This window comes from Microcella alkaliphila (assembly GCF_002355395.1).
Lineage (GTDB): Bacteria > Actinomycetota > Actinomycetes > Actinomycetales > Microbacteriaceae > Microcella > Microcella alkaliphila_A.
Genome location: NZ_AP017315.1, coordinates 1,627,049 through 1,650,692, shown reverse-complemented (window position 1 = coordinate 1,650,692; position 23,644 = coordinate 1,627,049). Strand labels below are relative to the sequence as shown.

31 protein-coding genes and 2 tRNA genes are annotated in these 23,644 nt (G+C 68.1%); 25 read left to right on the top strand and 8 right to left on the bottom strand.

The genetic code is table 11. From position 1 onward, the window contains the following. Positions 1-37 precede the first annotated feature (37 nt). From CPY97_RS08150 to CPY97_RS08110, 9 genes are all read left to right on the top strand, one after another. Entirely contained in the window at positions 38-955 is a 918-nt protein-coding gene (locus CPY97_RS08150) for a DMT family transporter (protein ID WP_096421759.1), read from the top strand. An 82-nt stretch (positions 956-1,037) separates the two neighbouring features. Further along, positions 1,038-2,297, top strand: a complete 1,260-nt coding sequence (locus CPY97_RS08145; protein WP_231923883.1) for a glycosyltransferase — start codon at positions 1,038-1,040, stop codon at positions 2,295-2,297. 27 nt (positions 2,298-2,324) lie between these two features. Further along, a tRNA-Ile gene (locus CPY97_RS08140) sits at positions 2,325-2,398 on the top strand. Positions 2,399-2,428: 30 nt separating this feature from the next. Beyond that, a complete protein-coding gene (locus CPY97_RS08135) occupies positions 2,429-3,196 on the top strand; it encodes a hypothetical protein (RefSeq protein WP_150129233.1) in 768 nt (255 codons plus the stop codon). Between the two features lie 53 nt (positions 3,197-3,249). Continuing rightward, on the top strand, positions 3,250-4,074 hold the full coding sequence (locus CPY97_RS08130) for a DUF1684 domain-containing protein (protein WP_096421755.1): 825 nt from the start codon (positions 3,250-3,252) through the stop codon (positions 4,072-4,074). A gap of 85 nt (positions 4,075-4,159) precedes the next feature. After that, positions 4,160-5,530, top strand: a complete 1,371-nt coding sequence (locus CPY97_RS08125; RefSeq protein ID WP_096421753.1) for a GAF domain-containing protein — start codon at positions 4,160-4,162, stop codon at positions 5,528-5,530. Positions 5,531-5,655: 125 nt separating this feature from the next. Further along, complete coding sequence (locus CPY97_RS08120; protein WP_096421751.1) at positions 5,656-7,179, top strand: aldehyde dehydrogenase family protein; 1,524 nt, start codon at positions 5,656-5,658, stop codon at positions 7,177-7,179. 87 nt (positions 7,180-7,266) lie between these two features. Beyond that, on the top strand, positions 7,267-7,674 hold the full coding sequence (locus tag CPY97_RS08115) for a DUF779 domain-containing protein (RefSeq protein WP_096421749.1): 408 nt from the start codon (positions 7,267-7,269) through the stop codon (positions 7,672-7,674). A 185-nt stretch (positions 7,675-7,859) separates the two neighbouring features. Continuing rightward, positions 7,860-8,363: a DUF3145 domain-containing protein gene (locus CPY97_RS08110; RefSeq protein ID WP_231923882.1), complete on the top strand. Its 504-nt coding sequence runs from the start codon at positions 7,860-7,862 to the stop codon at positions 8,361-8,363. A gap of 149 nt (positions 8,364-8,512) precedes the next feature. On the opposite strand, the gene fabF is transcribed toward CPY97_RS08110, so the two are convergent. The 6 genes from fabF to aceE all read right to left on the bottom strand — a co-directional run bounded on the left by fabF (position 8,513) and on the right by aceE (position 16,140). After that, the gene (fabF, locus tag CPY97_RS08105; protein WP_096421747.1) at positions 8,513-9,751 is read right to left on the bottom strand and encodes a beta-ketoacyl-ACP synthase II; all 1,239 of its coding nucleotides are present in this window, start codon (positions 9,749-9,751) and stop codon (positions 8,513-8,515) included. A 94-nt stretch (positions 9,752-9,845) separates the two neighbouring features. Further along, on the bottom strand, positions 9,846-10,094 hold the full coding sequence (locus CPY97_RS08100; RefSeq protein ID WP_096421745.1) for an acyl carrier protein: 249 nt from the start codon (positions 10,092-10,094) through the stop codon (positions 9,846-9,848). Between the two features lie 74 nt (positions 10,095-10,168). After that, entirely contained in the window at positions 10,169-11,173 is a 1,005-nt protein-coding gene (locus tag CPY97_RS08095; protein ID WP_096421743.1) for a beta-ketoacyl-ACP synthase III, read from the bottom strand. Next, entirely contained in the window at positions 11,170-12,084 is a 915-nt protein-coding gene (locus tag CPY97_RS08090) for an ACP S-malonyltransferase (RefSeq protein WP_096421741.1), read from the bottom strand. Before CPY97_RS08090 ends, CPY97_RS08095 begins: the two co-directional genes overlap by 4 nt. A gap of 84 nt (positions 12,085-12,168) precedes the next feature. Beyond that, positions 12,169-13,341 carry a PucR family transcriptional regulator gene (locus tag CPY97_RS08085; protein WP_096423504.1) on the bottom strand — a complete coding sequence of 391 codons (1,173 nt, stop codon included), beginning with the start codon at positions 13,339-13,341 and terminating at the stop codon, positions 12,169-12,171. 72 nt (positions 13,342-13,413) lie between these two features. Further along, positions 13,414-16,140: a pyruvate dehydrogenase (acetyl-transferring), homodimeric type gene (gene aceE / locus CPY97_RS08080; RefSeq protein ID WP_096421739.1), complete on the bottom strand. Its 2,727-nt coding sequence runs from the start codon at positions 16,138-16,140 to the stop codon at positions 13,414-13,416. Positions 16,141-16,258: 118 nt separating this feature from the next. Here aceE and CPY97_RS08075 point away from each other — a divergent pair, with 118 nt between their 5' ends. Beyond that, positions 16,259-16,735, top strand: a complete 477-nt coding sequence (locus tag CPY97_RS08075; RefSeq protein ID WP_096421737.1) for a peroxiredoxin — start codon at positions 16,259-16,261, stop codon at positions 16,733-16,735. Positions 16,736-16,784: 49 nt separating this feature from the next. Beyond that, a tRNA-Val gene (locus tag CPY97_RS08070) sits at positions 16,785-16,858 on the top strand. Here CPY97_RS08070 and CPY97_RS13885 read toward each other — a convergent pair. After that, the gene (locus CPY97_RS13885) at positions 16,818-17,180 is read right to left on the bottom strand and encodes a helix-turn-helix domain-containing protein (RefSeq protein WP_096423502.1); all 363 of its coding nucleotides are present in this window, start codon (positions 17,178-17,180) and stop codon (positions 16,818-16,820) included. The two genes, CPY97_RS08070 and CPY97_RS13885, sit on opposite strands and share 41 nt — an antisense overlap. Before the next feature lie 106 nt (positions 17,181-17,286). Between CPY97_RS13885 and CPY97_RS08060 the strand changes: the two genes are divergently transcribed. Continuing rightward, positions 17,287-17,505, top strand: a complete 219-nt coding sequence (locus tag CPY97_RS08060) for a helix-turn-helix domain-containing protein (protein ID WP_161494101.1) — start codon at positions 17,287-17,289, stop codon at positions 17,503-17,505. 5 nt (positions 17,506-17,510) lie between these two features. Here the strand turns inward: CPY97_RS08060 and CPY97_RS08055 are convergent, their stop codons facing one another. Then, positions 17,511-18,050 carry a hypothetical protein gene (locus CPY97_RS08055; protein ID WP_096421733.1) on the bottom strand — a complete coding sequence of 180 codons (540 nt, stop codon included), beginning with the start codon at positions 18,048-18,050 and terminating at the stop codon, positions 17,511-17,513. Between the two features lie 68 nt (positions 18,051-18,118). Here CPY97_RS08055 and CPY97_RS08050 point away from each other — a divergent pair, with 68 nt between their 5' ends. The 13 genes from CPY97_RS08050 to CPY97_RS07990 all read left to right on the top strand — a co-directional run bounded on the left by CPY97_RS08050 (position 18,119) and on the right by CPY97_RS07990 (position 23,643). Beyond that, entirely contained in the window at positions 18,119-18,592 is a 474-nt protein-coding gene (locus CPY97_RS08050) for a hypothetical protein (RefSeq protein WP_096421731.1), read from the top strand. A gap of 286 nt (positions 18,593-18,878) precedes the next feature. After that, positions 18,879-19,640 (top strand): hypothetical protein, encoded by a 762-nt coding sequence (locus tag CPY97_RS08045; RefSeq protein WP_096421729.1) that lies wholly within the window; start codon positions 18,879-18,881, stop codon positions 19,638-19,640. Further along, positions 19,637-19,870: a hypothetical protein gene (locus CPY97_RS08040; protein ID WP_096421727.1), complete on the top strand. Its 234-nt coding sequence runs from the start codon at positions 19,637-19,639 to the stop codon at positions 19,868-19,870. Before CPY97_RS08045 ends, CPY97_RS08040 begins: the two co-directional genes overlap by 4 nt. Next, positions 19,867-20,124 carry a hypothetical protein gene (locus tag CPY97_RS08035; protein ID WP_096421725.1) on the top strand — a complete coding sequence of 86 codons (258 nt, stop codon included), beginning with the start codon at positions 19,867-19,869 and terminating at the stop codon, positions 20,122-20,124. Before CPY97_RS08040 ends, CPY97_RS08035 begins: the two co-directional genes overlap by 4 nt. A 6-nt stretch (positions 20,125-20,130) precedes the next feature. Continuing rightward, positions 20,131-20,373, top strand: a complete 243-nt coding sequence (locus CPY97_RS08030; RefSeq protein ID WP_096421723.1) for a hypothetical protein — start codon at positions 20,131-20,133, stop codon at positions 20,371-20,373. Continuing rightward, on the top strand, positions 20,370-21,011 hold the full coding sequence (locus CPY97_RS08025) for a phage antirepressor KilAC domain-containing protein (protein ID WP_096421721.1): 642 nt from the start codon (positions 20,370-20,372) through the stop codon (positions 21,009-21,011). The genes CPY97_RS08030 and CPY97_RS08025 overlap by 4 nt, the downstream gene beginning before the upstream one ends. Beyond that, the gene (locus CPY97_RS08020) at positions 21,008-21,205 is read left to right on the top strand and encodes a hypothetical protein (protein WP_096421719.1); all 198 of its coding nucleotides are present in this window, start codon (positions 21,008-21,010) and stop codon (positions 21,203-21,205) included. Before CPY97_RS08025 ends, CPY97_RS08020 begins: the two co-directional genes overlap by 4 nt. Then, positions 21,202-21,516 carry a hypothetical protein gene (locus tag CPY97_RS08015; RefSeq protein ID WP_096421717.1) on the top strand — a complete coding sequence of 105 codons (315 nt, stop codon included), beginning with the start codon at positions 21,202-21,204 and terminating at the stop codon, positions 21,514-21,516. The genes CPY97_RS08020 and CPY97_RS08015 overlap by 4 nt, the downstream gene beginning before the upstream one ends. After that, positions 21,513-22,295: a hypothetical protein gene (locus CPY97_RS08010; RefSeq protein ID WP_096421715.1), complete on the top strand. Its 783-nt coding sequence runs from the start codon at positions 21,513-21,515 to the stop codon at positions 22,293-22,295. Before CPY97_RS08015 ends, CPY97_RS08010 begins: the two co-directional genes overlap by 4 nt. Continuing rightward, positions 22,292-22,774 carry a hypothetical protein gene (locus CPY97_RS08005; RefSeq protein ID WP_096421713.1) on the top strand — a complete coding sequence of 161 codons (483 nt, stop codon included), beginning with the start codon at positions 22,292-22,294 and terminating at the stop codon, positions 22,772-22,774. Before CPY97_RS08010 ends, CPY97_RS08005 begins: the two co-directional genes overlap by 4 nt. Beyond that, positions 22,771-23,127 carry a VRR-NUC domain-containing protein gene (locus CPY97_RS08000; protein WP_096421711.1) on the top strand — a complete coding sequence of 119 codons (357 nt, stop codon included), beginning with the start codon at positions 22,771-22,773 and terminating at the stop codon, positions 23,125-23,127. Before CPY97_RS08005 ends, CPY97_RS08000 begins: the two co-directional genes overlap by 4 nt. Further along, the gene (locus CPY97_RS07995; RefSeq protein ID WP_096421709.1) at positions 23,124-23,366 is read left to right on the top strand and encodes a hypothetical protein; all 243 of its coding nucleotides are present in this window, start codon (positions 23,124-23,126) and stop codon (positions 23,364-23,366) included. Before CPY97_RS08000 ends, CPY97_RS07995 begins: the two co-directional genes overlap by 4 nt. Beyond that, on the top strand, positions 23,359-23,643 hold the full coding sequence (locus tag CPY97_RS07990; protein ID WP_096421707.1) for a DUF3263 domain-containing protein: 285 nt from the start codon (positions 23,359-23,361) through the stop codon (positions 23,641-23,643). The genes CPY97_RS07995 and CPY97_RS07990 overlap by 8 nt, the downstream gene beginning before the upstream one ends. The last annotated feature ends 1 nt before the right edge of the window (position 23,644 follow it).

Genomic DNA, 23,644 nt, shown 5'->3' with positions numbered 1-23,644 from the left:
TGCGTGGCGGTGGGGCGACGCTCAGTAGAGTGGCGCGGTGGCGCCCGACGTGACCGACCTCGCTGGTGAGCTGTTGCGCAGCCCGCTCGTCGCCGTGGGCATCCCGCTCGCGCTGATCGGCGCGGTCTTCCTCTCGCTCGGCGCTCAGTTCCAGAACCGCGGGGTCGAGAAGATCGAGCGGCGGCACGGCGACGGCAGCCGCGCGGGGTTGAGTCGCCGACAGCTGGTGCGTCTGCTGGGGCGCCCGTCGTGGCTGATCGGTTCGGTCATGCTCGGCATCGCCGTGCTTTTCCAGCTGGTGAGCCTGGGTTTCGCCCCGCTCATCGTGGTCCAGCCCATCGGGGTGGTGGCCCTCGTCGTGACCGCGATCCTCAACGCGAGGGTGGCGCGCATCCGCCTCGACCATCGAGCGAAACGCGCAATCATCCTCTGCGTCGGCGGCGTCGCCGTGTTCGTCGTTGTCGCGGCACTGTACGCCGTCGATCGCCTCGTCGACGACACGCAATTGCTGATCATTCTCGGGATGCTCGGGGCGCTGACCCTGACGTTCGGCATCGTCTTCGCCGTGGTGCGCCGCCGCTCGGGCGCGCTCTTCGCGATCCTCGCCGCGGGAGTTCTGTTCGGCTTCGTCGCAACGCTCGCGAAAGTCGTGATCACCCGCATCACGACGGCGGGACTCGACCCGCTCACGATCGTGGCGATCGTGGCGCTGATCACTGCGGCCGCCCTTGGCGGGTACTTCGTGCAGACCGCTCACCAACTGGGTTCCCCCGACCTGGTGATTGCCGGGCTCACCGTCGTCGACCCGATCGTCGCGGTGCTGGTCGGCGCATTCGTCGTGGGCGAGGCGGTGCTCATGCCGTGGCCCGCCGTGCTGCTCGGCGTTGCCGCCGGCGTCGTCGCCGTCGTGGGCGTGCGCGAGCTCGCGAAGCACCACCCGCAAACCCATCGATAGCCCACGGGCTCGGCTAGGGTTATCGGCGGGTCGACGCCGTCGGCCCGGCTCTGTCGCCCCCGAGACTGTCAAGGATCCCGCCGTGACCGACGACCCGCACGCGAGCAGTTCGCCCGACCGACCGTTGCGCATCCTCATCGGCTGCGACACCTTCGGCCCCGACGTGAACGGGGCGGCGAAGTTCGCTGAGCACCTCGCCGCCGGCATGGTCGAGCGGGGGCACGAGGTGCACGTCGTCGCACCCGGCGCCGAGCGCGGTCCGAACGTGACCCGCATCGAGGTGCACGAGGGCCAGAAGATGACCGTGCACCGCCTGCGCTCGTGGCGCTGGCGTCCCCACCCGTGGCTGCGCTATGCATTGCCGTGGCGTATCGAGGCGAACGCGGCCCGCATCCTCGACACCGTGCGCCCCGACGTCGTGCACTTCCAGTCCCACATCGTCGTGGGGCGCGGGCTTGCCCGACAGGCGGCGAAGCGCGGCATTCGGGTGATCGGCACGAATCACTTCATGCCCGAAAACGCCATGCAGTTCACCCCGTTCATCGGGCCGTTGCACGACATGGTGGTGCGTGCCCTGTGGCGTGCGGCCGGGCGAACCTTCGGCATCGCGGACGAGGTCACCACCCCGACGCTGAAGGCCGCGCAGTACCTCGAGAAGTACACCGACCTCGACAAGGTCCACGCGATCAGCTGCGGGCTTCACGTCGAGAACTACACCGCAGACCTCACGCCGCGCAGCGAGAACGTCGTGTTGTTTCTCGGGCGCGTCGAGGCCGAGAAGCACATCGACGAGTTGCTGCGCGCCGTTGCATTGCTCGACGACGACCTCGCGGTGCGGGTCGAGATCATCGGCGACGGAGAGCAGCGCCACGCTCTCGAGAAGCTCGCTGTCGAGCTGGGTCTCGCTGAGCGCGTGCACTTCGCTGGATACGCGACCGACGAATACCTGCGCGCTCAGTTGACCCGCGCATCCGTGTTTGCGATGCCCTCGCGAGCGGAACTGCAGTCGATCGCCACGATGGAGGCCATGGCGTCCGGGCTGCCGGTCGTCGGCGCGAACGCGATGGCGCTGCCGCACCTCATCCACGACGGCGAAAACGGCTACCTCTACGAACCCGGCGACATCGAGGGGTTCGCGGAGCGGCTTCGGCGCATCTTCACGATGCCGCACGACGAGCGCGTCGCCCTGCAGCGCGACAGTCTGCGCATCGTGTCGGGCCACGACATTCGCCGCACCTTCGACACCTTTGAAGACCTGTACCGCGGCCGGCCCGTCACCGACCCCGTGGTCGACACGGGCGTCATTACGGTGATCGAGCGCGACGCCGAAGCCGCCGGGTAGCATCGCTATCGGCGCGTTTCGCGCCACGGGGCGGTAGCTCAGCTGGTTAGAGCAGTGGACTCATAATCCATCGGTCACGGGTTCAAGTCCCGTCCGCCCTACGGACCACCGTGGTCGTCGAGGAGGCCGCCGTGACCCTGCCCGCACCGCCGTCTGCCCGGTCGACCGCGCTCGGCGCGGGCCTGCTCGCCGGGCAGCTGCTCACCTCGGTGCTGCTCGTCGTCTCGACCGGCGGGCTTCTCGATGTCATGGTCTCGTTCGAGCCGCCGCAGGTGAGCCAGGACGGCTCCTTCGCCTTCGTCGCGGGCGCCGGGATCTGGTTCTCCGCCGAGGCGGGGATGCTTCCCGTGCTGCTCGTCACGGGGGCGGTGCTCGCGTCGCGTGCCGTTCGCGCCAGCCGCGGCGCCCTCTCGGCTCACGCGGCCTCGACCCTGCACTGGGTCGCCGTCTCGCAGTCGCTCGGCATCACGATTGTCATCGTTGCGCTGCTGAACGGGGTCACGGCCGCGGCGACGATCGTCGCGCTCTATGCGCTTGCCGCCGGCTCCGGGATGCTCGGCTGGCTCTCCGACCGTGCCTCGCGCCACGACGGCTCCCGCGGGCACCTGTGGCCCTACGCCTTCCTGACGGTGATCGCCATCGTGCCCTGGGGCGTAGTCGCGCTCGTCCAGGTCACGGGTATCGTCGTCGGAGCGCCGGCGAGCGAGGGCGTTCGCGTGACGACGCTCGTGGTCCTCGCCGCCACCGTCCTGTGGGCCGTCGCCGAGTGGGCGATCGCCCGTCCCGCAGGCATCGCGCGCGACCCTGCGCGCGCGGCGACCCTGCGCGTGGCGTCCTCGGCCGCGCTCGCGAGCATCCCGGCCGGCGCCGTCGTGGCGCTGGGGGTCCTCGGGGGCTAAGCCTGCCCGCGCGTCGATTGGCGCGCATCCCGCATCGCTTGCAGGATGGACGCATGGCCGACACCGCCCCCGCCCCGACCCCCGCCGAGCGCTACGCAACCTTCCGTGAGCGACGTGCGCTTGCCGCCACGCAGCCGCAGGGGCCGCTGGCGCTCGTCAACACGCAGTGGGTGGGGGAGGAGCAGACGATTTGGGGCGTGCCCGGCACGTGGGCGCCCGCGCCCGAGGGCGGCCTGTTGCTCACGGCGACGGCGGCTGACGGCATCACCGTCGACGGTGAGGTCGTCGACGGCACCGTGCGCGTGCGCGGAAAGGACGACCCGTCTCCCAGCACCATCCAGTTCGACGAGCACACCACCGGCTTCGTGATCGCGGGCGAAGACGGGCTGTACGCGCTGCGGGTGTGGGACGCACAGAGCGACGGCATCCAGAACTTCGGCGGCATCGACGCGTTCGACTACAACCCCGATTGGGTGGTCACCGGCACGTTCCGGGAGATCGAGGGCGGGACCACCCTCGGATTCGAGCACCTGAAGAGCGATGGGCACACCCGCGACGAGGTTGTTCCCGGCGAGATTCGCTTCACGCACGACGGGGTCGAGTACGACATCGCGGCGTTCAAGTCGGGGCGCGCGCTGCAGCTCGTGTTTGCCGACGCGACGAACGGAGACGACACCTACTCGGTCGGGCGCTTTCTGTTCATGGCGCCGAACCCCGACGGCACGATCACCCTCGACTTCAACACGGCCATCCTGCCGCCGTGCGCCTTCAGCTACCACTTCAACTGCCCCCTGCCGCCGAAGCAGAACCGATTCCCCTTCCGCATCGAAGCGGGGGAGAAGAACGTGCTGGCCTCCGACGGGTCTCTGCTGCACTGACGCACCGCCCGAGGCGCATGCCTGACGCCGCTCGGGGTTAGGCTGAGCGCACGCGTTCGACGGTGAGCGCGGGAGGAGGTGCCCGATGGTGCAGCCGAATGCGGCCGCCGGATCACGACACCGCGATGTCCTCGAGACCGCCGCGGCGACGCTGACGCGCGGGATCGACACCGCACGCGCCGCCGGCATTCGGCCTCTCGTGCACGAATCCTGGATGCGCGCGATCGATTCCGCGGTCGACCCCGACTCGCTCCCCGGGGCGATCGATCTCACCGAAAGCGATGTCAGGGAGTATCGCGCTTCTCATCCCCTCGCTCTCGCCCTACCGGTAATCCACCGGTTGTTGATCCGTCACACCTTCGATGCCGGGCTGATTATTGCGATCGGTGATCAAGAGGGACGGCTGCTCTGGATCGACGGCGACCGTGATCTTCGGCGCCGGGCCGAGCAGATGGCCTTCGTTGAGGGCGCCAACTGGTCCGAACGAGTGGCCGGCACCTCCGCGCCCGGTACAGCGCTCGCTGTCGATCGGGGTGTGCAGATTCGCGGTGCCGAGCACTACGCGCGCATCGTGCACCCCTGGAGCTGCACTGCCGTACCCGTTCACGACCCGGCGAGCCGACGCATCATCGGAGTAATCGACATCACGGGCGGCGAGTCGGCGGCAGATCCCACGACGCTCCCACTGCTCGAGGCGACGGTCGCGGCGGTGGAGGCCGAGTTGCATGTTCGACGACTCGACCAGCTGGCAACGTCGCCGCCAGTCACAACCGGTGACATGACCGCACCGATTCGCGGCGAGGCGGCTGCGGCGCTGACACCGATCACGAGCCTTGGTCTCAGCGCGCACACCGAGGCCCAGGCGCCGGTGTTGCACATCCTGGGGCGTGACCGGGGCTTGCTCGTCACGGCCCGCGGAGAGCTCGAACTGTCGATGCGGCACACCGAGCTTCTCGCTCTGCTGGCCTGGTATCCGGACGGCATCAGCGCGGAACGCCTCGCCGCGCTCACCTACGAACGCGATGACGCCGTCGGAACCCTCCGGGCCGAACTGGTGCGTCTGAAGCGTGTGCTCACTGACGCGGGCTGTGCAGAGTTCGTCCCCGTGGGGCGACCGTATCGCCTGAGCACGCGACTCGACCTCGATGCGCATCGAGTTCTCGCGTTTCTCGATCGCGGGGCGCATCGCGTGGCTCTCGGGCACTATGCGGGTCGCGTCGTTCCCGGGTCGGCTGCACCCGGGGTCGTCGCGATTCGCGACGACGTGTCCGCCCTGATTCGGGACGCGATGCTGAGCGACGCCGCGCCCGACGTGCTCGACGACTACGCGCGCGGTGATGAGGCGGCGCTCGACGCTGACGTCTGGCGCACACTCCTGCAGGCGTTGCCGACCGACAGCCCTCGGCGCACAGCGGTGGTGACGCGTCTCGAGCGCATCGAGCGCGATCTGAGCTGAACGCGCATCCGCAAGCGCTCGCAACGCGGCGCAACTCCGTGCAACGGCACGCCGTTTACGGTCGAGCAAGGCCCTCGCTCGGCGAGGGACGTTCCCATTCCGACAGCGTCGTCGCAAGGAGAATCATGACCATCTACGCGGCCCCGGGCACGCCCGACAGCCTCATCACGTTCAAGTCCCGTTACGAGCACTGGATCGGGGGTGAGTGGGTCGCGCCAGCCAAGGGCATGTACTTCGAGGACATCACCCCGGTGACCGGCAAGCCGTTCGCCGAAGTTGCCCGAGGCACCGCAGAGGACATCGAGGCCGCCCTCGATGCTGCACACAAGGCCGCCCCGGCGTGGGGAAAGACCAGCACGACCGAGCGAGCCCGGGTGCTCAACGCCATCGCCGATGTCATCGACGATAACCGCGAGATGCTCGCCGTCGCCGAGACCTGGGACAACGGCAAGGCGATTCGAGAGCCCCTAAACGCCGACCTTCCCCTCGCCGCGGATCACTTCCGCTACTTCGCGAGCGCGATTCGATCCCAGGACGGTGACTTCCAGGAGATGGACGGCACCATGACGGCCTACCAGTATCACGAACCCCTCGGAGTCGTCGGCCAGATCATCCCCTGGAACTTCCCCATCCTCATGGCGGTCTGGAAGCTCGCCCCCGCGTTGGCGGCGGGAAACGCGGTGGTGTTGAAGCCAGCCGAGCAGACCCCCGTGTCGATCCTCGTGCTCATGGAACTCATCGGCGACCTCCTTCCTCCCGGCGTCGTCAACGTCGTCAACGGGTTTGGCGTCGAGGCCGGAAAGCCGCTCGCCAGCAGCAACCGCATTCGCAAGATCGCCTTCACGGGTGAGACCACCACCGGTCGCCTGATCCTGCAGTACGCGAGTGCCAACATCATTCCGGCGACCCTCGAGCTCGGCGGGAAGAGCCCGAACGTCTTCTTCTCCGACGTCGCTGACCACCACGATTCCTTCTACGACAAGGCGCAAGAGGGCTTCACGCTATTCGCCTTCAACCAGGGTGAAGTCTGCACGTGCCCGAGCCGCGCGCTCATCGAAAAGCCGATCTACGACTCGTTCCTGGGTGACGCGATCGAACGCACCCGCAAGGCCGTGCAGGGGAACCCGCTCGACACCGACACTCAGGTGGGCGCGCAGGCCTCGAACGACCAGCTCGAGAAGATTCTGAGCTACATCGACATCGGCACTCAGGAGGGCGCGAAGCTGCTGCTCGGCGGGGAACGGGCTGACCTTGGCGGCGACCTGTCGGATGGCTACTACGTTCAACCGACGATCTTCGAGGGACACAACCGTATGCGCCTGTTCCAGGAGGAGATTTTCGGTCCGGTTGTTGCCGTGACCAGCTTCGACGGCTACGACGACGCCATCTCGATCGCTAACGACACCCTGTACGGGCTCGGGGCTGGCGTCTGGTCTCGCAACGGCAACGTTGCCTACCGTGCCGGTCGAGACATCCAGGCCGGTCGCGTCTGGGTCAACAACTACCACGCCTACCCGGCCGGAGCGGCCTTCGGCGGCTACAAGAGCTCGGGGATCGGGCGAGAGAACAACAAGCTGGCCCTGTCGCACTACCAACAGACGAAGAACCTGCTGGTGTCCTACAGCGAAGAACCTCTCGGCTTCTTCTAGTCCGTCATCGTCGGAGTGCCGGCCTCAGCCTGGGGGGCCGGCACTCCGTGTGCTACTTGGCTCCAGGGCGCGGAAGGAGGGACCACCGTGTACGAATCTCAGGTCACCATCGAGGGTGAGCGGCACTCGCGGGTCGCGCTGAGCGATGAGGCGCTCGCCCTCGTTCGCCGGCTCTGGACGATCCACGGCCCACTCATGTTTCACCAGTCAGGGGGATGCTGTGACGGCTCGTCGCCCATGTGTTTCCCCGTGGGGGACTTTCACACCTCGGCGCACGACGTCCTTCTCGGCGCGTGGGACATCGCATCGGACGCAGACGTCAGCATGCCGGTCGAGTTCTGGATGAGCAGCGAGCAGTTCGCGTATTGGTCGCACACCCACCTCACGGTCGACGTGGTTGCCGGCCGGGGGAGCGGGTTCAGTGTCGAGGCACCAGAGGGTGTGCGGTTTCTCATCCGGTCGCGGCTCATGGATGCCGCCGAACCCTTCGCGTAGTAAACCTGGGTCGGCCCGCACAGGCAGGCACCGAAATGACACTCTTGTCATTTCGGGCGCCAATGCGCCATAATTCAAGGGATACCCGCTCCGGGCATCCGTAATCGAATACGCCGCTGCGAGTGAGTTCGGTTCTCGAAGGTCGATGGGGAAGTCGCACCTGAAAGAGAAACGGACGGACTATCGTGGCACACACACTCGCTCGCGGAGTGCTCTTCGTGCACTCCGCTCCTCGCGCGCTCTGCCCCCACATTGAGTGGGCTGCCGGGCGCGCTATAGACCGTGCCGTCAACTTCGAATGGATCGAGCAGCCGGTCCTGAAGGGCACGCAGCGGGCCGAGTTCGTCTGGGAGGGCGAGCGCGGCAGCGGGGCGAAGATCGCGAGCGCCCTGCGCGGCTGGGAGCACCTGCGCTTCGAGGTGACGGAAGAGCCATCGCCCGGTGCCGACGGCGGCCGGTGGATGCACACGCCCGACCTCGGCGTCTTCTTCGCGCAGACCGACACGGCGGGCAACACCGTGATCCCCGAGGATCGCGTGCGCTACGCACTCGACGTGTCCGGCGGCAACGCCCTCGATCTTCAGCGCGAACTGCGCCTCGCCCTCGGGCAGGCGTGGGACGACGAGCTGGAACCCTTCCGCCACGCGGGCGACGGCAGTCGCGTCGTGTGGCTGCACCGCGCCGGCTGATCCCCCCGATCCCCCCCGCCGACGCGCACGTCAACAACTCAGGACAAGGGCCGACGCAGGCACCGGGTGACGTACTCCCCGGGCTCGCGAGACGTCGTTAGTCCTGAGTTGTTGACGTGCCCGCGGCCAGGGGGCGAGCGGGGTGCGGTCTAGTCGTCGTACGAGCGGAACGCCACGACCGAGTTGTGGCCGCCGAAACCGAACGAGTTCGAGATCGCCAGCTGCGGACCATCGCCGAGGGCCCGGGGCGACGTGACAACGTCGAGCGGGATCCGCTCGTCCTGGTTGTCGAGGTTGATCGTCGGCGGCGCGGTGCGCTCGTGGAGCGCGAGAATCGTGAAGATCGCCTCGAGGGCGCCGGTGCCGCCGAGCAGGTGACCCGTGGATGCTTTGGTCGCCGACACGGGAATCTCACCAACCCGGTCTCCGAACACCCGCTTGAGGGCCTCGAACTCGGCCACGTCGCCCACCGGCGTCGAGGTCGCGTGCGCGTTGATGTGGGTGACATCGTCGGCCGCGGCGCCCGCCTGCTCAAGGGCGGCGATGACGGCGCGGGCGGCTCCCGAACCCTCGGGGTCAGGAGCGGTGATGTGGTACGAGTCGCTCGTCACCGAGCCACCGGCGAGTTCGGCGTAGATGCGCGCCCCGCGGGCGAGCGCGTGCTCCTTGGTTTCGAGCACGAGGGCGGCGGCGCCTTCACCGAGCACGAAGCCGTCGCGGTCGACGTCGTACGGGCGCGAGGCCGCGGCGGGGTCGTCGTTGCGCTTGGACAGCGCCTGCATGGAGGCAAAGGCGGCGATGGGGAGTGGGTGCACTACGGCCTCCGTGCCACCGGCGACCACCACGTCGGCGAGCCCGAGCTGCAGGTGCTCGTACGCGTTCGCGATCGACTCGGTGCCGGAGGCGCAGGCCGACACGACAGAGCGGGCGCCCGCACGCGCACCGAGGTGCATGCTGATCGCCGCGGCAGCCGCGTTCGGCATGAGCATGGGGATCGTCATGGGAAGAACGCGACGCGGGCCCTTCTCACGCAGGGTGTCCCAGGCGTCCAACAGGGTCCAGAGCCCGCCGATGCCCGTTGCATAGTCGACGAGAATCCGTTCGGGGGCGACGTCGGGCGTTCCCGCGTCGGCCCAGGCCTCGCGGGCGGCGATGAGCGCGAACTGCGAAGAGGGGTCGAGGCGCTTCACCTCCTGCCGCTCCAGCACCTCCTCCGGCCGCACGAGCGCCTGTGCGGCGAAGGTGACGGGGATCTCGTACTGCTCGACCCAGTCTTCCTCGATCGGTCGAGCGCCAGAGGCGCCGGCGAGGAGCGCCGTCCAGCTATCGCGGGCGGTGCCGCCGATGGGGCTGGTCGCGCCGATTCCGGTGACAACGATCGTGGTCATGCGAGTTCTCCGGTCGAGATCGGGGGGAGGGGATGCGTCCGTGCGACGAGCCTGTCGCCGCACGGACGCGAATGCGGCGTCAGCCGCAACGCACCTACGCGGAGGCGTTCACGATGAAGGTGACGGCGTCGCCGACGGTAGTCAGGTTCTTGACCTCTTCGTCGGGGATCTTCACGTCGAACTTCTCTTCGGCGTTCACGACGATGGTCATCATCGAGATCGAGTCGATGTCGAGGTCGTCGGTGAACGACTTGTCGAGCGCGACCGAGTCGGTGGCGATGCCGGTCTCGTCGTTGATGAGTTCGGCCAGGCCGGCGAGGACCTCTTCGGTGGACAGTGCCATGAGTGTTATCTCCTTGGGGATGGTGTCGAATGACCGTCCCCATCCTAGGGCGGGGGTCGGCCCTGGTCGGGGGTTTAGGGCAGGCGCACGACCTGCGCGCCGTACACGAGGCCCGCGCCGAATCCGATCTGCAGGGCGAGCCCGCCGCTGAGCTCGGGGTGCTCGGCGAGCAGCGCGTGGGTGGCGAGGGGAATCGACGCGGCCGACGTGTTGCCGGTCGTCGCGATGTCGCGCGCCACGACGACGTGCTCGGGCAGCTTCAGCTGCTTGGCGAACTCGTCGATGATGCGCATGTTGGCCTGGTGGGGGATGAACGCGGCCAGGTCCTCGGGACTTACTCCGGCAGCATCCAGCGCCTTCTGCGCCACCTTCGCCATCTCCCACACTGCCCAGCGGAAGACCGTCTGGCCCTCCTGTCGCAGCGTCGGGAACTCGCCGTCTGGGTCATTCCACGCGTCCTTGAGGGGCCGATCCATGCCGACCGCATCCCACTTGGAACCGTCGGAGCCCCACACCGTCGCGCCGATGCCCGGCTCGTCGGCGGGACCGACGATCGCCGCGCCCGCGCCATCACCGAGCAGGAACGAGATGGTGCGATCGGTCGGCTTCGCGAAGTCGCTGAGCTTCTCGGCGCCGACAACCAGCACGAACTGAGCGAGGCCCGCGCGTACGAGGGCGTCGGCCTGGGCGATGCCGTACGTGTAGCCAGCGCACGCCGCTGACACGTCGTAGGCCGCTGCCGGGCCCACGCCCACGCGCTCGGCGAGCAGGGCGGCGAGAGACGGCGTCTGCACGGTGTTGGAGATGGTCGCCACGATGACGGCCCCGACCTGTCCGGGCTCGATGCCGGCCTTCTCGATCGCCTCGCGCGCAGCCGTCTCGGCCAGGTCGACGGCCTCAACGTCGGCGCCCGCGCGCATCCGGGTGATGACGCCCGTGCGCTGACGAATCCATTCGTCGCTCGAGTCGATCGGGCCCGCAATGTCGTCGTTCGTCACGGCGAGCTCGCCGCGCGCGGCGCCGAGGGCGTAGATGCGCGTGTGGGCCGCGCCCGTCGACGGCGTCAGCGCGGCGCTCATGCGGCGTCCAGCATGTCGATGGCCGCGGCGAGGTCGGCGGGCGTCTTGACGGCGACCGCCGGCACGCCCTTGAGGGCGCGCTTCGCGAGACCTGCCAGCGCGCCGCCCGGCAGCAATTCGATGATGCCGGTGACGCCGTCAGCGGCGAACGACTCCATGCAAAGGTCCCAGCGCACCGGCGACGAGATCTGCCCGACGAGGAGCTCGACGAAGTCAGCGCCCGACGTCACGACGGTGCCATCGCGGTTCGTGTACAGCCGGATGCTCGGATCACTCACCGAGACGGTCTCTGCCGCCTGCCGAACCGCGTCCACGGCCGACCCCATGTACGAGGTGTGGAACGCCCCAGCCACCTGCAGCGGGATCACGCGAGCCCCCGGGATCGGGTCGGCGGCGAATGCCTCCAAGTTGTTCAGTTCGCCGGCGACGACGACCTGCCCGCCGCCGTTCACGTTCGCCGGTACGAGGCCCAGCTGTTCGAGGCGCTCGAAGAGTGCATCCGCGTCGCCTCCGATGACGGCGCTCATGCCGGTCGGGATTTCGGCAGCGGCCGCCGCCATGGCCTCACCGCGCACGCCCACGAGGGAGAGCGCATCTTCGTCGCTCAACACGCCCGCGATCGCGGCGGCGGCGAACTCGCCGACGGAGTGACCGGCAACCGCGCCCACCCGATCGCGGCGGCCCGTCAGCAGAGAGCTGGCACTCAGCAGGCTCGCCGCCACGATGAGCGGCTGCGCTATCCGGGTGTCGCGAATGGTGTCGGCGTCGCTCGTCGTGCCGTGGGCGACAAGGTCGACCCCGATCGACTCGCCGAGCGCGCCGAGGCGGTCGCGGGACTGCGCGTCCTCAAGCCACGGCTCGAGGAATCCGGGGGTCTGCGAGCCCTGGCCGGGCGCGACGACGATGATCATGGGTTCCATCCTCCCAAGGTGAGGGGTCGGGGTGGTGGTGGGTCTCTCCAGTGACAAGCGGGAAGCGTTGGTGCGTTTCGACAATCAGCGGCGCGGAGCACCCGGTTCGGCGATCGCGCCGACGATCAGGGCCGTCTGCAGAATGGTGGCCTCTCGGGGACCCGTCGCATCCCACCCGATCACATCGCTGATGCGCTTCAGACGGTACCGAACAGTATTCGGATGCACGAACAACTCCCGCGCGGTGGCCTCCAGGCTCCGCCCGTTGTCGAGGTACGCCCACAGAGTCGCGAGCAGCTCCGTGTTGTGCTGCTTGAGCGGCTGGTAGATGCGGCTGATGAGGGTCGCGCGCGCGATGGGGTCGCCGGCGAGCGCACGTTCGGGTAGCAGATCGTCGGCGAGCGCCGGCCGCGGAGCGTTGCGCCACGCCCGCGCGACCGCGAACCCGGCGAGCGCGGCTTTCGCGCTCTTGCCGGCGTCGACAACGTCGGGCACCTCGGGGCCGAGCACCAGGTGGCCCGGCCCGAACGCAGGCTCGAGCGCCTCCGCGATCTGGGGGAACGTGAAGCTGCGGTCTCCCGCCTGCTCCTCGCCGCGAGGCAGAGCCCGGCCGATGACGACGACGAGACGGTTTCCCTGCACGCCGATCAGCACGTCAGCGTCGACGTGGCGTGCGGTGCGGCGCAGCTGATCGACGTCGACGATGCGCGGTGCCGTGCCGACGAGGACGCACACCTCGCCGTGGCCGTTCCACCCGAGCGCGGCGATTCGGCTGGGCAACTCGTTGTCGTACTCACCCGAGAGGATTGAGTCGACGACGAGCGCCTCGAGTCGGGCATCCCACAGACCGCGAGCCTCCGCAGCCCTGGCGTAGACGTCCGCGGCGGCGAAGGCAATCTCGCGGCTGTACAGCAGGATCGCTTCGCGCAGGGTTGCCGGTCCGTTCGTCAGACGCTCTTCGACGACCTCGACAACTACGCGAATGAGTTGCAGCGTCTGTTGCAGGCTGACCGAGCGCAACAATTCGCGAGGAGCGGCGTCGAAGACGTCGGCGGCGATCCACGCCTGCGAGCGAGGGTCGTCGTACCAGCTGATGAACGAGGTGATGCCCGCCTGGGCGACGAGGCCGACGGCGCTGCGCCTACTCGGCGGCATGTCGCCGTACCAGGGCAGCGTCTCGTCCAGGCGCTTCAGCGTCTCAGTGGCGAGTTCGCCCGAAATGTTTCGCAACCAGGCGAGCGTCTGCGCCTTTGTCATCGCCGCCATGCGAACTCCTTGTGAACGAGGATGCGGTGCCCCGTCCCGAAGGACGGGGCACCGAGTGGGGTGCTACGCGTCGCCGCCGGCCGCGCCGGTTGTGCCCGCCGTCACGTCGTGCAGGCGGTACTGCTCGATCGCGCGGGCGGGGGCCTGCGCATCGACGAGGCCCTGGCGGGCAAGGCGCTGCAGCGTGCGCACCACGATCGACGGGCTGTCGATCGTGAAGAAGCGCCGCGCCGCGGCACGCGTGTCGCTGAACCCGAATCCGTCGGCGCCGAGCGTCGCGAAGTCGCCGGGCACGAACGGGCGGATCTGGTCGGGAACGGCGTGCATGAAGTCGCTCACCGCGACGAACGGACCCTCCGAGCCCTGCAGCTTCTGCGTCACGTAGGGCACGCGCTGCTCGGCCGTCGGGTTCAGGAAGTTGTGCTCGTCGGCGGCGAGGCCCTCGCGGCGGAGCTCCGTCCACGACGTCACGCTCCACACATCGGCGCTGACGCCCCAGTCGTCGGCCAGCAGCTGCTGCGCCTCCAGCGCCCAGGGCACACTGACACCGGAGGCGAGAATCTGCGCCTTGGGCCCGGGGGCATCGTTCTTCTTCAGCAGGTAGATGCCCTTGAGCAGTCCGTCGACGTCGAGGTCGTCGGGCTCGGCGGGCTGCGCGATCGGCTCGTTGTAGACGGTGAGGTAGTACATGACGTTGGGGTCAGGGTGCGAGCCGCCGTACATACGCTCGAGGCCCGCGCGCACGATGTGCCCGATCTCGTAGCCGAATGCCGGGTCGTACGTCACGACCGCGGGGTTCGTCGACGCGAGCAGCGGTGAGTGTCCATCCGCGTGCTGCAGACCCTCGCCCGTCAGCGTGGTCCGACCAGCGGTGGCGCCGATGATGAAGCCGCGAGCCATCTGGTCGGCGGCCGCCCACATCGCGTCGCCCGTGCGCTGGAAGCCGAACATTGAGTAGAACACGTACACCGGAATGAGCGGCTGCTGATGCGTCGCGTAGCTCGTTCCGATCGCGGTGAACGCGGCGAACGCACCCGCCTCGTTGATGCCGGTGTGAATGATCTGACCCTGCGGGCTCTCCTTGTAGGCGAGCAGCAGTTCGCGGTCGACCGAGGTGTAGTGCTGACCCTTCGGGTTGTAGATCTTCGACGTCGGGAAGTAGGCGTCCATGCCGAAGGTGCGTGCTTCATCCGGAATGATCGGCACGATGCGGTCGCCGAAGTTCTTGTCGCGCAGAAGATCTTTCAGTAGACGCGCGAACGCCATCGTCGTCGCGACGCCCTGCTTGCCCGAGCCCTTCTTGACGACGCCGTACGCGCTCTCCTCCGGGATCTGCACGTCGACGTACTTCGAGCGACGCTCCGGCAGGTAGCCGCCGAGCGCACGGCGGCGCTCGTGCATGTACTGAATCGCGGGGTGGTCGTTGCCCGGGTGGTAGTACGGCGGGCGGTACGGGTCCTCGTCGAGCTGAGCGTCCGTGACGGGGATGCGCATCTCGTCACGGAACTGCTTCAGGTTGTCGAGGGTGAGCTTCTTCATCTGGTGGGTCGCGTTACGGCCCTCGAAGCTCGGGCCGAGGCCGTAGCCCTTCACCGTCTTCGCGAGGATCACGGTCGGCTGACCCTTGTGCTCGACAGCGGCCTTGTAGGCGGCGTACACCTTGCGGTAGTCGTGCCCGCCGCGCTTCAGGCGCCAGATGTCGTCGTCGGACATGTCGGCCACCATCGCGGCGGTGCGCGGGTCGCGGCCGAAGAAGTTCTCGCGGATAAACGCGCCCGACTCGGCCTTGTACGTCTGGTAATCGCCGTCGGGCGTCGCGTTCATCAGGTCGCGCAGGGCGCTGTCGTGGTCGTTGGCGAGCAGAGCATCCCATTCGCGACCCCAGATGACCTTGATGACGTTCCATCCGGCACCGCGGAAGAAGCTCTCGAGCTCCTGGATGATCTTGCCGTTGCCGCGCACCGGGCCGTCGAGGCGTTGCAGGTTGCAGTTGATCACGAAGGTCAGGTTGTCGAGTCCGTCATTGGCCGCGAGCTGCAATGCGCCGCGGCTTTCCGGCTCGTCCATCTCGCCGTCGCCGAGGAAGGCCCACACGTGGCTCTTGCCCGCGTCCTTCAGGCCGCGGTTCGTCAGATACTTGTTGGCCTGCGCCTGGTAAATCGCGTTGATGGGGCCGAGACCCATCGACACCGTCGGGAACTGCCAGTAGGCGGGCATGAGGCGCGGGTGCGGGTAGCTCGAGAGCCCTCCGGCCGCGTGCGACTTCTCCTGGCGGAAGCCGTCGAGGTGCTCGGGGCCGAGACGCCCCTCAAGGAACGAGCGGGCGTACATGCCGGGGGAGGCGTGGCCCTGGTAGAAGATCTGGTCGCCGCCGTCGGGGTGGTCTGCGGCCTTGAAGAAGTGATTGTGGCCCACCTCGTAGAGGGCTGCACTCGACGCATAGGTCGAGATGTGGCCGCCCACGGCGATGTCGGGGCGCTGCGCGCGGTGCACCGTGATCGCGGCATTCCACCGAATCCAGCGGCGGTACTCGCGCTCGAGCTCCTCGTCGCCGGGGAAGTCAGGCTCGTTCTCAGACGCGATCGTGTTCAGGTAGTCGGTGGTCGGCACCATCGGAACACCGAGGTGCAGTTCCTTTGACCGCTTGAGCAGGCTCAGCATGATCTCGCGACCGCGCTGGTGGCCGCGCTCGGCGACGAGTGCCGACAGCGACTCGCTCCACTCGGCGGTTTCTTCCGGATCGGCGTCCATCGCCTCGACCGAATACGGATCCTGGTCGTTGACCGTCACCCTTGACCTCTTCCTGGTGGTAGACAAAAGAGTGCGTTGCGGCGCGCGGCGCCGTCGGGTGCGACGGGGGCGTGCTGGCAACCCCCCGAGTCTAGTCACTGTCGCGAAGGAGCTTTGTGTGAGTGCGACAACGTCGGCGCTGCCCGAGATCGGCTCGTCGGCCCCCGATTTCACCCTGCGTGACCAGTGGGGAGCGGCCGTAACCCTCAGTGATTTTCGGGGAGTTTCCCCGGTCGCGCTCGTATTCTTCCCGCTCGCCTTCACCGGCACGTGCACGGGCGAACTCTGTGAGCTGCGCGACAACATTGGCGTATTCGCCGAGGCCGGCGTTCAGTTGGTGGGCATCTCTGTCGACTCGGTGGCGACCCTGCGGCAGTTCGCCGACCAGGAGGGGTTTACCTTCCCGCTGCTGAGCGACTTCTGGCCCCACGGCGCGGTGGCTCAGGTCTACGGCGCCTTCGTGGAGGAGCGCGGCTTCGCCACCCGCGCCACCGTGGTTGTCAACAACTCAGGACTAGTGCACGCCGCCTTCCAGACGTCACCCGGCGAGGCCCGCGATCTCGCGGCCTACCGCGAGGCGATTGCGCGCCTCTGACGCGGTAGTCCTGAGTTGTTGACGCGGGGGCGGTAGGCTGGCGCCGCACGGGCTCTTAGCTCAGTTGGTTAGAGCGCCACGTTTACACCGTGGATGTCGGGGGTTCGAATCCCTCAGGGCCCACTGTTCCGAGCGTGCGGGGGCGGATCGGCGTCACGCCGTGCAGATTGGTGCCGCCACCCCTGGGCGCGTCGAACTCTAGAAACCAGGTGTGCTCGATCCCGGTCAGCATCTGGATGCTCTTTGCGAGCGGCGTAACGTCGCGAAGACGTGGGGTCGCGCGGTCACCTTCGTATGCGGCGACTGTTGACGGCGTGAGGCCGAGCTTCACTGCGAACTCGCGCTGGTCGAGGCCAGATATCCGACGCGCCTTGCGGAACTTGTCGCCGAACGTCCAGCCGGGCACGTAGGGGCCGGGCTGACTGTTGAGACTTGTTTTGGGCATGCAGACATTATGCACGCATGCGCAACAGTGCGCAAGAGCAGAAAAAGCACGACACGCCGACGAAGTTACGCTTGCACAACTTCGCTACGCATGCTTATGTATGCGCATGGCAGTTACGCATACGCAACCCGGTGAGACCCAGATCGGCATTGGCGAGGCCGCCGCTATCGCGCAACTCCACCCCGACACAATTCGTCGAGCGGTGAAGCGCGGACAGATCCCTTTCACGACCACCCCGGGCGGTCAGTACCGATTCCGTCGCACCGATATTGAAGCGCTCGTCGCACCCACCGGGTCGCTCGCCGACGGCGGAGACGCCGCATGAAGGGCTCAGCTGCGATCGCGCACCGCGAACCAGCGGTAGGCCTTCGACTTGAAGGCAGCGATCTCCTCCGCACCCCGACCGTGTTCCTCGGCGAGCTTCCAGATTCGGTACCAGCCACGACCCCACGCATCGGCATCCTCTCGGGAGGCCTCACCGTCCGCCGGCGGGATCTCCGGCAGGTCGCCCGGCGGCTTTCCGGGCAGGCGCCCGCTGACGCTCAGCCCAGCACTGCGACGAGCCATTCGGAACCAAGTGTCGAGATCCTTCGCCGCTTTTTGCGTCGCCTGATCCAGCTCCTCCGCGGTCACCGCACGCTCAACCGGCGCGAGCCCGTCGGTCGCCTTGGTCACCTCGACGGCCACAACGATGACCGGCGCAAGCTTCCCGTCCGAGCCCCGCACCATCAAGCGGTCGCCGACGACCGGCGCCGGAGTCAGCGTGGACACGTACCGATAGGTCGACCGGAGCTCATTCTTCGGAGGCGGCTCGCTCAGTTCCCGGAAGGCAACACTCACCACGGTCTGCTTCTTCGAGAAAAGGCCCATCACAGCACGCTAGCCCCCGCCCAGGCTCAGCAACAGACCCCGGCGCTCGCCGAGGGCGGTGATGCCGCGTGAGCTCTTCATTCCGCAGCCTCGTCACCTCGACCGTCGCAGAGCACGGCCTCGACGACATGGACGCCACCGTCGACCTCGTCATGAAGGCGATCAAGCCCGCCGACTACCCGGCCATGCTCCGCTCGGCGATCCGCGAGCAGTTGGTCAGCGCCGCCGGCGACCTCCGACGCAAAGCCACCGGCCCCATCAAGCCCGGACACTCCCGCAAGCAAGAACTCATCCGCACCGAGTGGTGGCCCAAGTTCCTCGACCAGAACATCCCCGTCGACGGCATCGTCAAGCGGCTCCGCGACTGCACCGCAGAAGACCTCCTCACCGTCGCCGGCGCTCGCCGCAAGCTCGCGAACGAGGCCCTGTACCGGGTGCAGCAGTTCGAACACCTCGCCGCCGCGATGCGGGCATCCCGGGCCAAGACCCTCGGCGACCTTTCCGCCGATGTCGCCTCCCCGATTCTGGAGCGTGCAGCATGACCGACCACCCCGAAACCACCCCGCCGACCAACGCGGACACGCGATCCAGAGAACGCCCGTCGGCGGGGTCCACAGACAGCCCGAGCCACGACGATTGCGTAAACCAGGAACCACCCGCTCGGGCACCCTTCCCTCCGGACGCCATTGACCTGACGTCCACCAGACACCAACCGCGTCCGGAGGATCAAGCAGTCACGACCGGCCAAGAGGCATACGATGCCCACCTCTGCCTCGCCGATCGTGACGACATTCCTGCCGCCGCCAGAATCCGGTCGGAGCCCACAGGATGACCCGCCAGCGGCAGGATCCCCTCTTCGACGCCTACCTCTGCCTAGTCGCCGACACGCTCGACGACCTCGAGCGCACCCGCATCGCAAACGAGAATCGCGTCCGGCAGCTCACCCGATCCGCCACGGATTCGGACGGCGAACAGCGCGGCCTGGGCCTCGACGCACGATCGCCCGAGGTCGCCCGAGCCCAGGCGCTCGTCGCAAGCATCGCTGCGCTCGAGCACGCCGCCGAGCTAGACCTCAAGCGGGCACTCCGCACCCACCCGCTGTACCCGTTCATCAAGCGAACGATCGGAGTGGGGGAGAAGCAAGCCGCGCGCCTGCTCGCGGCGATCGGCGACCCCTACTGGAACGACCTCCACGACCGCCCTCGCACTGTCTCAGAGCTCTGGGCGTACTGCGGGTACGCCGTCCACAATGGGGCCGCTCAGCGTCGACGTCGCGGCGAGAAAACCAACTGGTCAGACACCGCGAAGATGCGCGCGTTCCTGATCGCACTGTCGTGCATCAAGCAGGAGAACAGCCCCTACCGGATCGTGTACGACGAGTCCCGTATCGGCGACGTCGACAAGCTCCACACCACCGAGTGCGTCCGTTGCGGCCCGTCCGGTAAGCCGGCGCAGCCCGGCACGCCGCTCTCTGCTGGCCATCAGCACCAGCGTGCGCTCCGCCGAGTCTCCAAGGCGCTGCTCAAGGATCTCTGGATCGAAGCCCGCGCTCTACACCGGCCCGACCTCGCAACTGAGGAGGCCGCGTGAGCGCGTATCTCCTCCTCAACATCGCCGTCGTTGGCATCCTCGTCGCCGCCGCGCTCCTCGTCGTCGGCACGATCCTTCTGGGCCGCATCGTGACACTCGTGTATCGGGCGAACCGTCGCCTGGTGCTCGCGGAGAAGAGGAACGACGCGGCGAACGTCGCCTATTGGGATTCTCTGCACACGTACTGGGCGGCGCTCGATGCCGTCCGCAAGGCGGGGGTGCGCTCATGACGACCACGCGCCTTCACACTCTCGACGGCCCCCCGACGCTGCCGGCGTCTCCGTCGAGTGCCCCCAGCGGGAGCGCGGCACCGCAGACCCGAAGCGGCCGCCGCGCTCCCGCACCCATCCGGCACCTCGCCCGCCTCACCGTCCTCGGAGTCGTTTTCGTCGGCATTCACGCCGCCGCCAGCCACCCCCTCGCCGCCGTCACCGTCGCGGCAGTCCTGTTCGCCGTCCTGTACTTCACACCGTCCCGGAGGTAACCCGCCGTGCGTAGCCACCCCACACTCCGCCGCATCCGCCCCACCAACATCGCAGCGTTCCTCGCCGGCGCCGCCGTCGTCGTCGCGATCCACGTCGGCGGCCTGCAACCCGTCCTCGACTACCTCGCCCAGGCCGCCATCCACACGCGAGTGATCTTCCTCGTCATCGTGGCCGCGCTCCTCGGCGTCGTCGGGCTCGGTTCCGCGATCCTCACTCTTCGCCACCTCGAGCGCCCCGCAGTCCGATGAGCGACGAACCGCGCACCGTGGTCATCCCGTTCCGTTGGTTCGGGCACGGCATCGACATCCGCGCAGTCCAGACCAGCGGCGACAGCGAAGCCCGCTTCGTCGGCCCCGACATCTACGCCGCCCTGGAGTTGCTCGACGACAACCGTGACCTACTCACCGTCGCCGACGTCGTCGCCCTCGCCAACGAGTTCCCTACTGAGAAGCGCATGGAGTTTCTCGTGTGGTTTGACGGCGTCCGCTCTGAGCTGCTTGATGGCGTGCTCTACGCGATCGCCACGAACTCGCCCTTCTCCCGCGCTCGCGTCGACGACGGACACCTCTCCGTCGGTGAAGCGGCCGACATCCTGTCCCGCGACCCAGTTATCCGCATAACTCGCGACGAGCTGTTCCGCGACCTGCTTCGCGACTACGGGTGGGCCATGCAGGAGCCCATCACTCGTGCGTGGATCCCCACCGACCGGGCAACGGATGCCGGCTGGCTCGTCCGCGACCAGACCCGCGGCCGCACCGACCGAATCGCCTACCCCCAGGTCCGCGTCACCCGCGCTGGCCTCGAAGAGCTCCACCGGCGCCTCGGCGGCATCGCCGCGCTCCACGTTGACGACCACCACCCGCAGCTGATCGAGCCGACAGCATGACCCGCGACCGGTACACGATCGTCGTCGTCGACCAGGACGCCGGCGCCACGTTCACCCTCACCCGAACACCCATCGGCAGGTCGATCGAGGGCACTCGCGCAGACGGTCACATCATGCCCGGCAGCGAGGCGCTCGCCCTGCTGCACGACATCACCGTCGACCAGCAGCTGCAGTCGATGGAGGCCGGCCTGTGATCCGCGTCGAGCCCCTCACCCAGGCGACGTCGACGACGCTTACCTGCGACTTCTGCACGAACACGGTCCAGCACGTCGCCGGCACCGAGTCACCCTCCATGGTCGAGTACTTCTCCCGCCTCGGCTGGGTTGTGCGCAGGCATCCCGAGCTGGAGTTCCTCGTCGTGGTCTGCAACCGCTGCCGACTCCTCATGGACGACGTCGCAGCCGAGCTCGACGCCGCGATCGCTCGCGCGATCGCCGAACGCATGAACCCACCCCAGTCCACCCCGACCGAGCCCCGCAGGCGGCCCACGGAGGCCACAGCATGACCTACTTCCTCGTCGACGACCAGTTCCCCTTCCACCCGAAGGCCCTCGCAGCGGGAAACGCCGCCCTCGGCCTGTGGGTGCGCGCCGGCGCCTGGTCGAAGCAGTACGTCACCGGCGGCCACATCCCCAAGGGGATCGCCACCAGTCTCGGCACGAAGGCCGAAGCAGAAGCGCTCGTCAAGGCCGGCCTATGGGTGAAGGTGTCCGACGGCTACCGCTTCCACGACTGGCAGGACGTACCCGGCAATCTCGACGCCGACGGGGAGAAGAAGCGCCGCGATTCCGCTCGCGAGCAAGCCCGCGTCCGCAAGCAACGGCAACGGTCGAAACAGACCCCCAGTCACGGTGACAGTCACGCCGAAAGTCACGCCGTGACAGACACCGTGACAGGTCACGATGTCACGGCGGGAGTCACGCCCCCTGTCACGGGCACGTCACGCACCCCCTCAGTCCACAGTCCTGTTAACAAGACTTCTTCTGTCCGTCCAGTACCCGAACGCGCGGAAAGCGACGGACGGACAGATGATCCCGACGCCGACCACAACACCGTCCGCGCCTCCATCGCCGGCCTCGGCGTCGACTACGACAAGACCGCTACCGCCATCGGCAAAGCCTGCGGCCGCATCGCGTCCCCATCCGACGTCGCCCGCATCGTCACCACGATCCTCGACCGCGCCAGCAGCCCGCCGCGCTCACCCACCGGCTTCGTCATCACCGCCATCACGAACGACTGGCCCGAGTTCCAGAAGCTCATCGACACCGCCGAGGAGGCAGCATGACCACCCCACCCCAACAAGCCATCTGGGACGCGCTCGTCGACGCGATCGCCGCCCACGCCGAACAGAAATGCCCCTCCGACGGCCACGACTGCCCCGAGATGCGGAGCCTCGCCGACGCACTCGTGGCCGCGTTCGACAACCTGCCCGCCGAGGATGCGATGGCGAACCTCCGCTGGCTGATCGAGCAGCTCCACGACACCAACTGCGCGAACTCCCGCACCGCATCCGAAGACGCCGGCCACCCCGCAGCAGCCATGACCGCCTTCAACATCGCCGAAACCGACGGCCTCCTCGCCGCCCTGCTCTACATCAGCCACGCCCAAGGCGACACCGAGTTGGACGACGCAGCCACCCTCATCATCCGCACCCTCGGCGACGCCGCCATCCACCGCACAGTCGCCGCGATCATCCCCGCCCTCCTCCAAGCAGGCAAGACCCGCCACCACCAGATGGCCGCCCCCATCAGGGGCACCCGGTGACCGCCCTGCCCGCGTCGATCGACGCCGCCGCATACGCGAAGCTGCGCGCCGACCAGATGACCGAGAAGCAACTCCAGGACGTCGTCACCCGCCTCGCCGGCACCCTCGGCTGGCGCTGCTACCACACGCATGATTCACGCCGCAGCCAACCCGGTTTCCCCGACCTCGTCCTCGTCCACCCCCGCCTCAAGTTCACCCTCTGGCGCGAGCTCAAGACCCAGACAGGCAAGACCAGCCGCGCCCAAGACGGCTGGATCCGCGACCTCACCGCCGCCGGCCAAAACGCCTCCATCTGGCGCCCCATCGACTACTTCACCGGCCGCATCGAGGCACAGCTGCGAGGCGAAGCATGACCGGGCCGGCGCTCGCCGCAGCGGTCCTCGCCGAGCGTGCCCGGTGGGAGCGGAACCTCGAAGCCGAACGCGTCACGCACTCGCGCGAGACGCTCCCGCAGCTCGTCGCCCGCCTCGAGGCCACCGAACGTCCCCGGCCCGCCCGTCCGCGCGTGTCGCTGGCGCCGCTCGGTGACGCCGCGATCCGCCGCCTGTGCGACGACGTCGCCGAGCTGAACCCGTGGAGCCCCGATGCGTGACCACACACCCGCGCCGACCGCCGGCGCCCCGTCGTGGACGGTCGCGCAGATCCTCGACTTCGCCCGCACCCACCCGCGCCTCGGCATCAAGAACGACAAAGCCATCCGCCAGCAGCTGCACGTCTCCCGCACCCGCTACACGCAGATCCTCGCCACCCTCGTCGACCCCAAGCAGGGCTACCTCAAGATCGCGCTGCAGACCGACCCGATCACCACCCACCGCATCATCGACCACCTCGCCACCCGCCAGGGCCCCCGCGCCCACTACACGAAGTAAG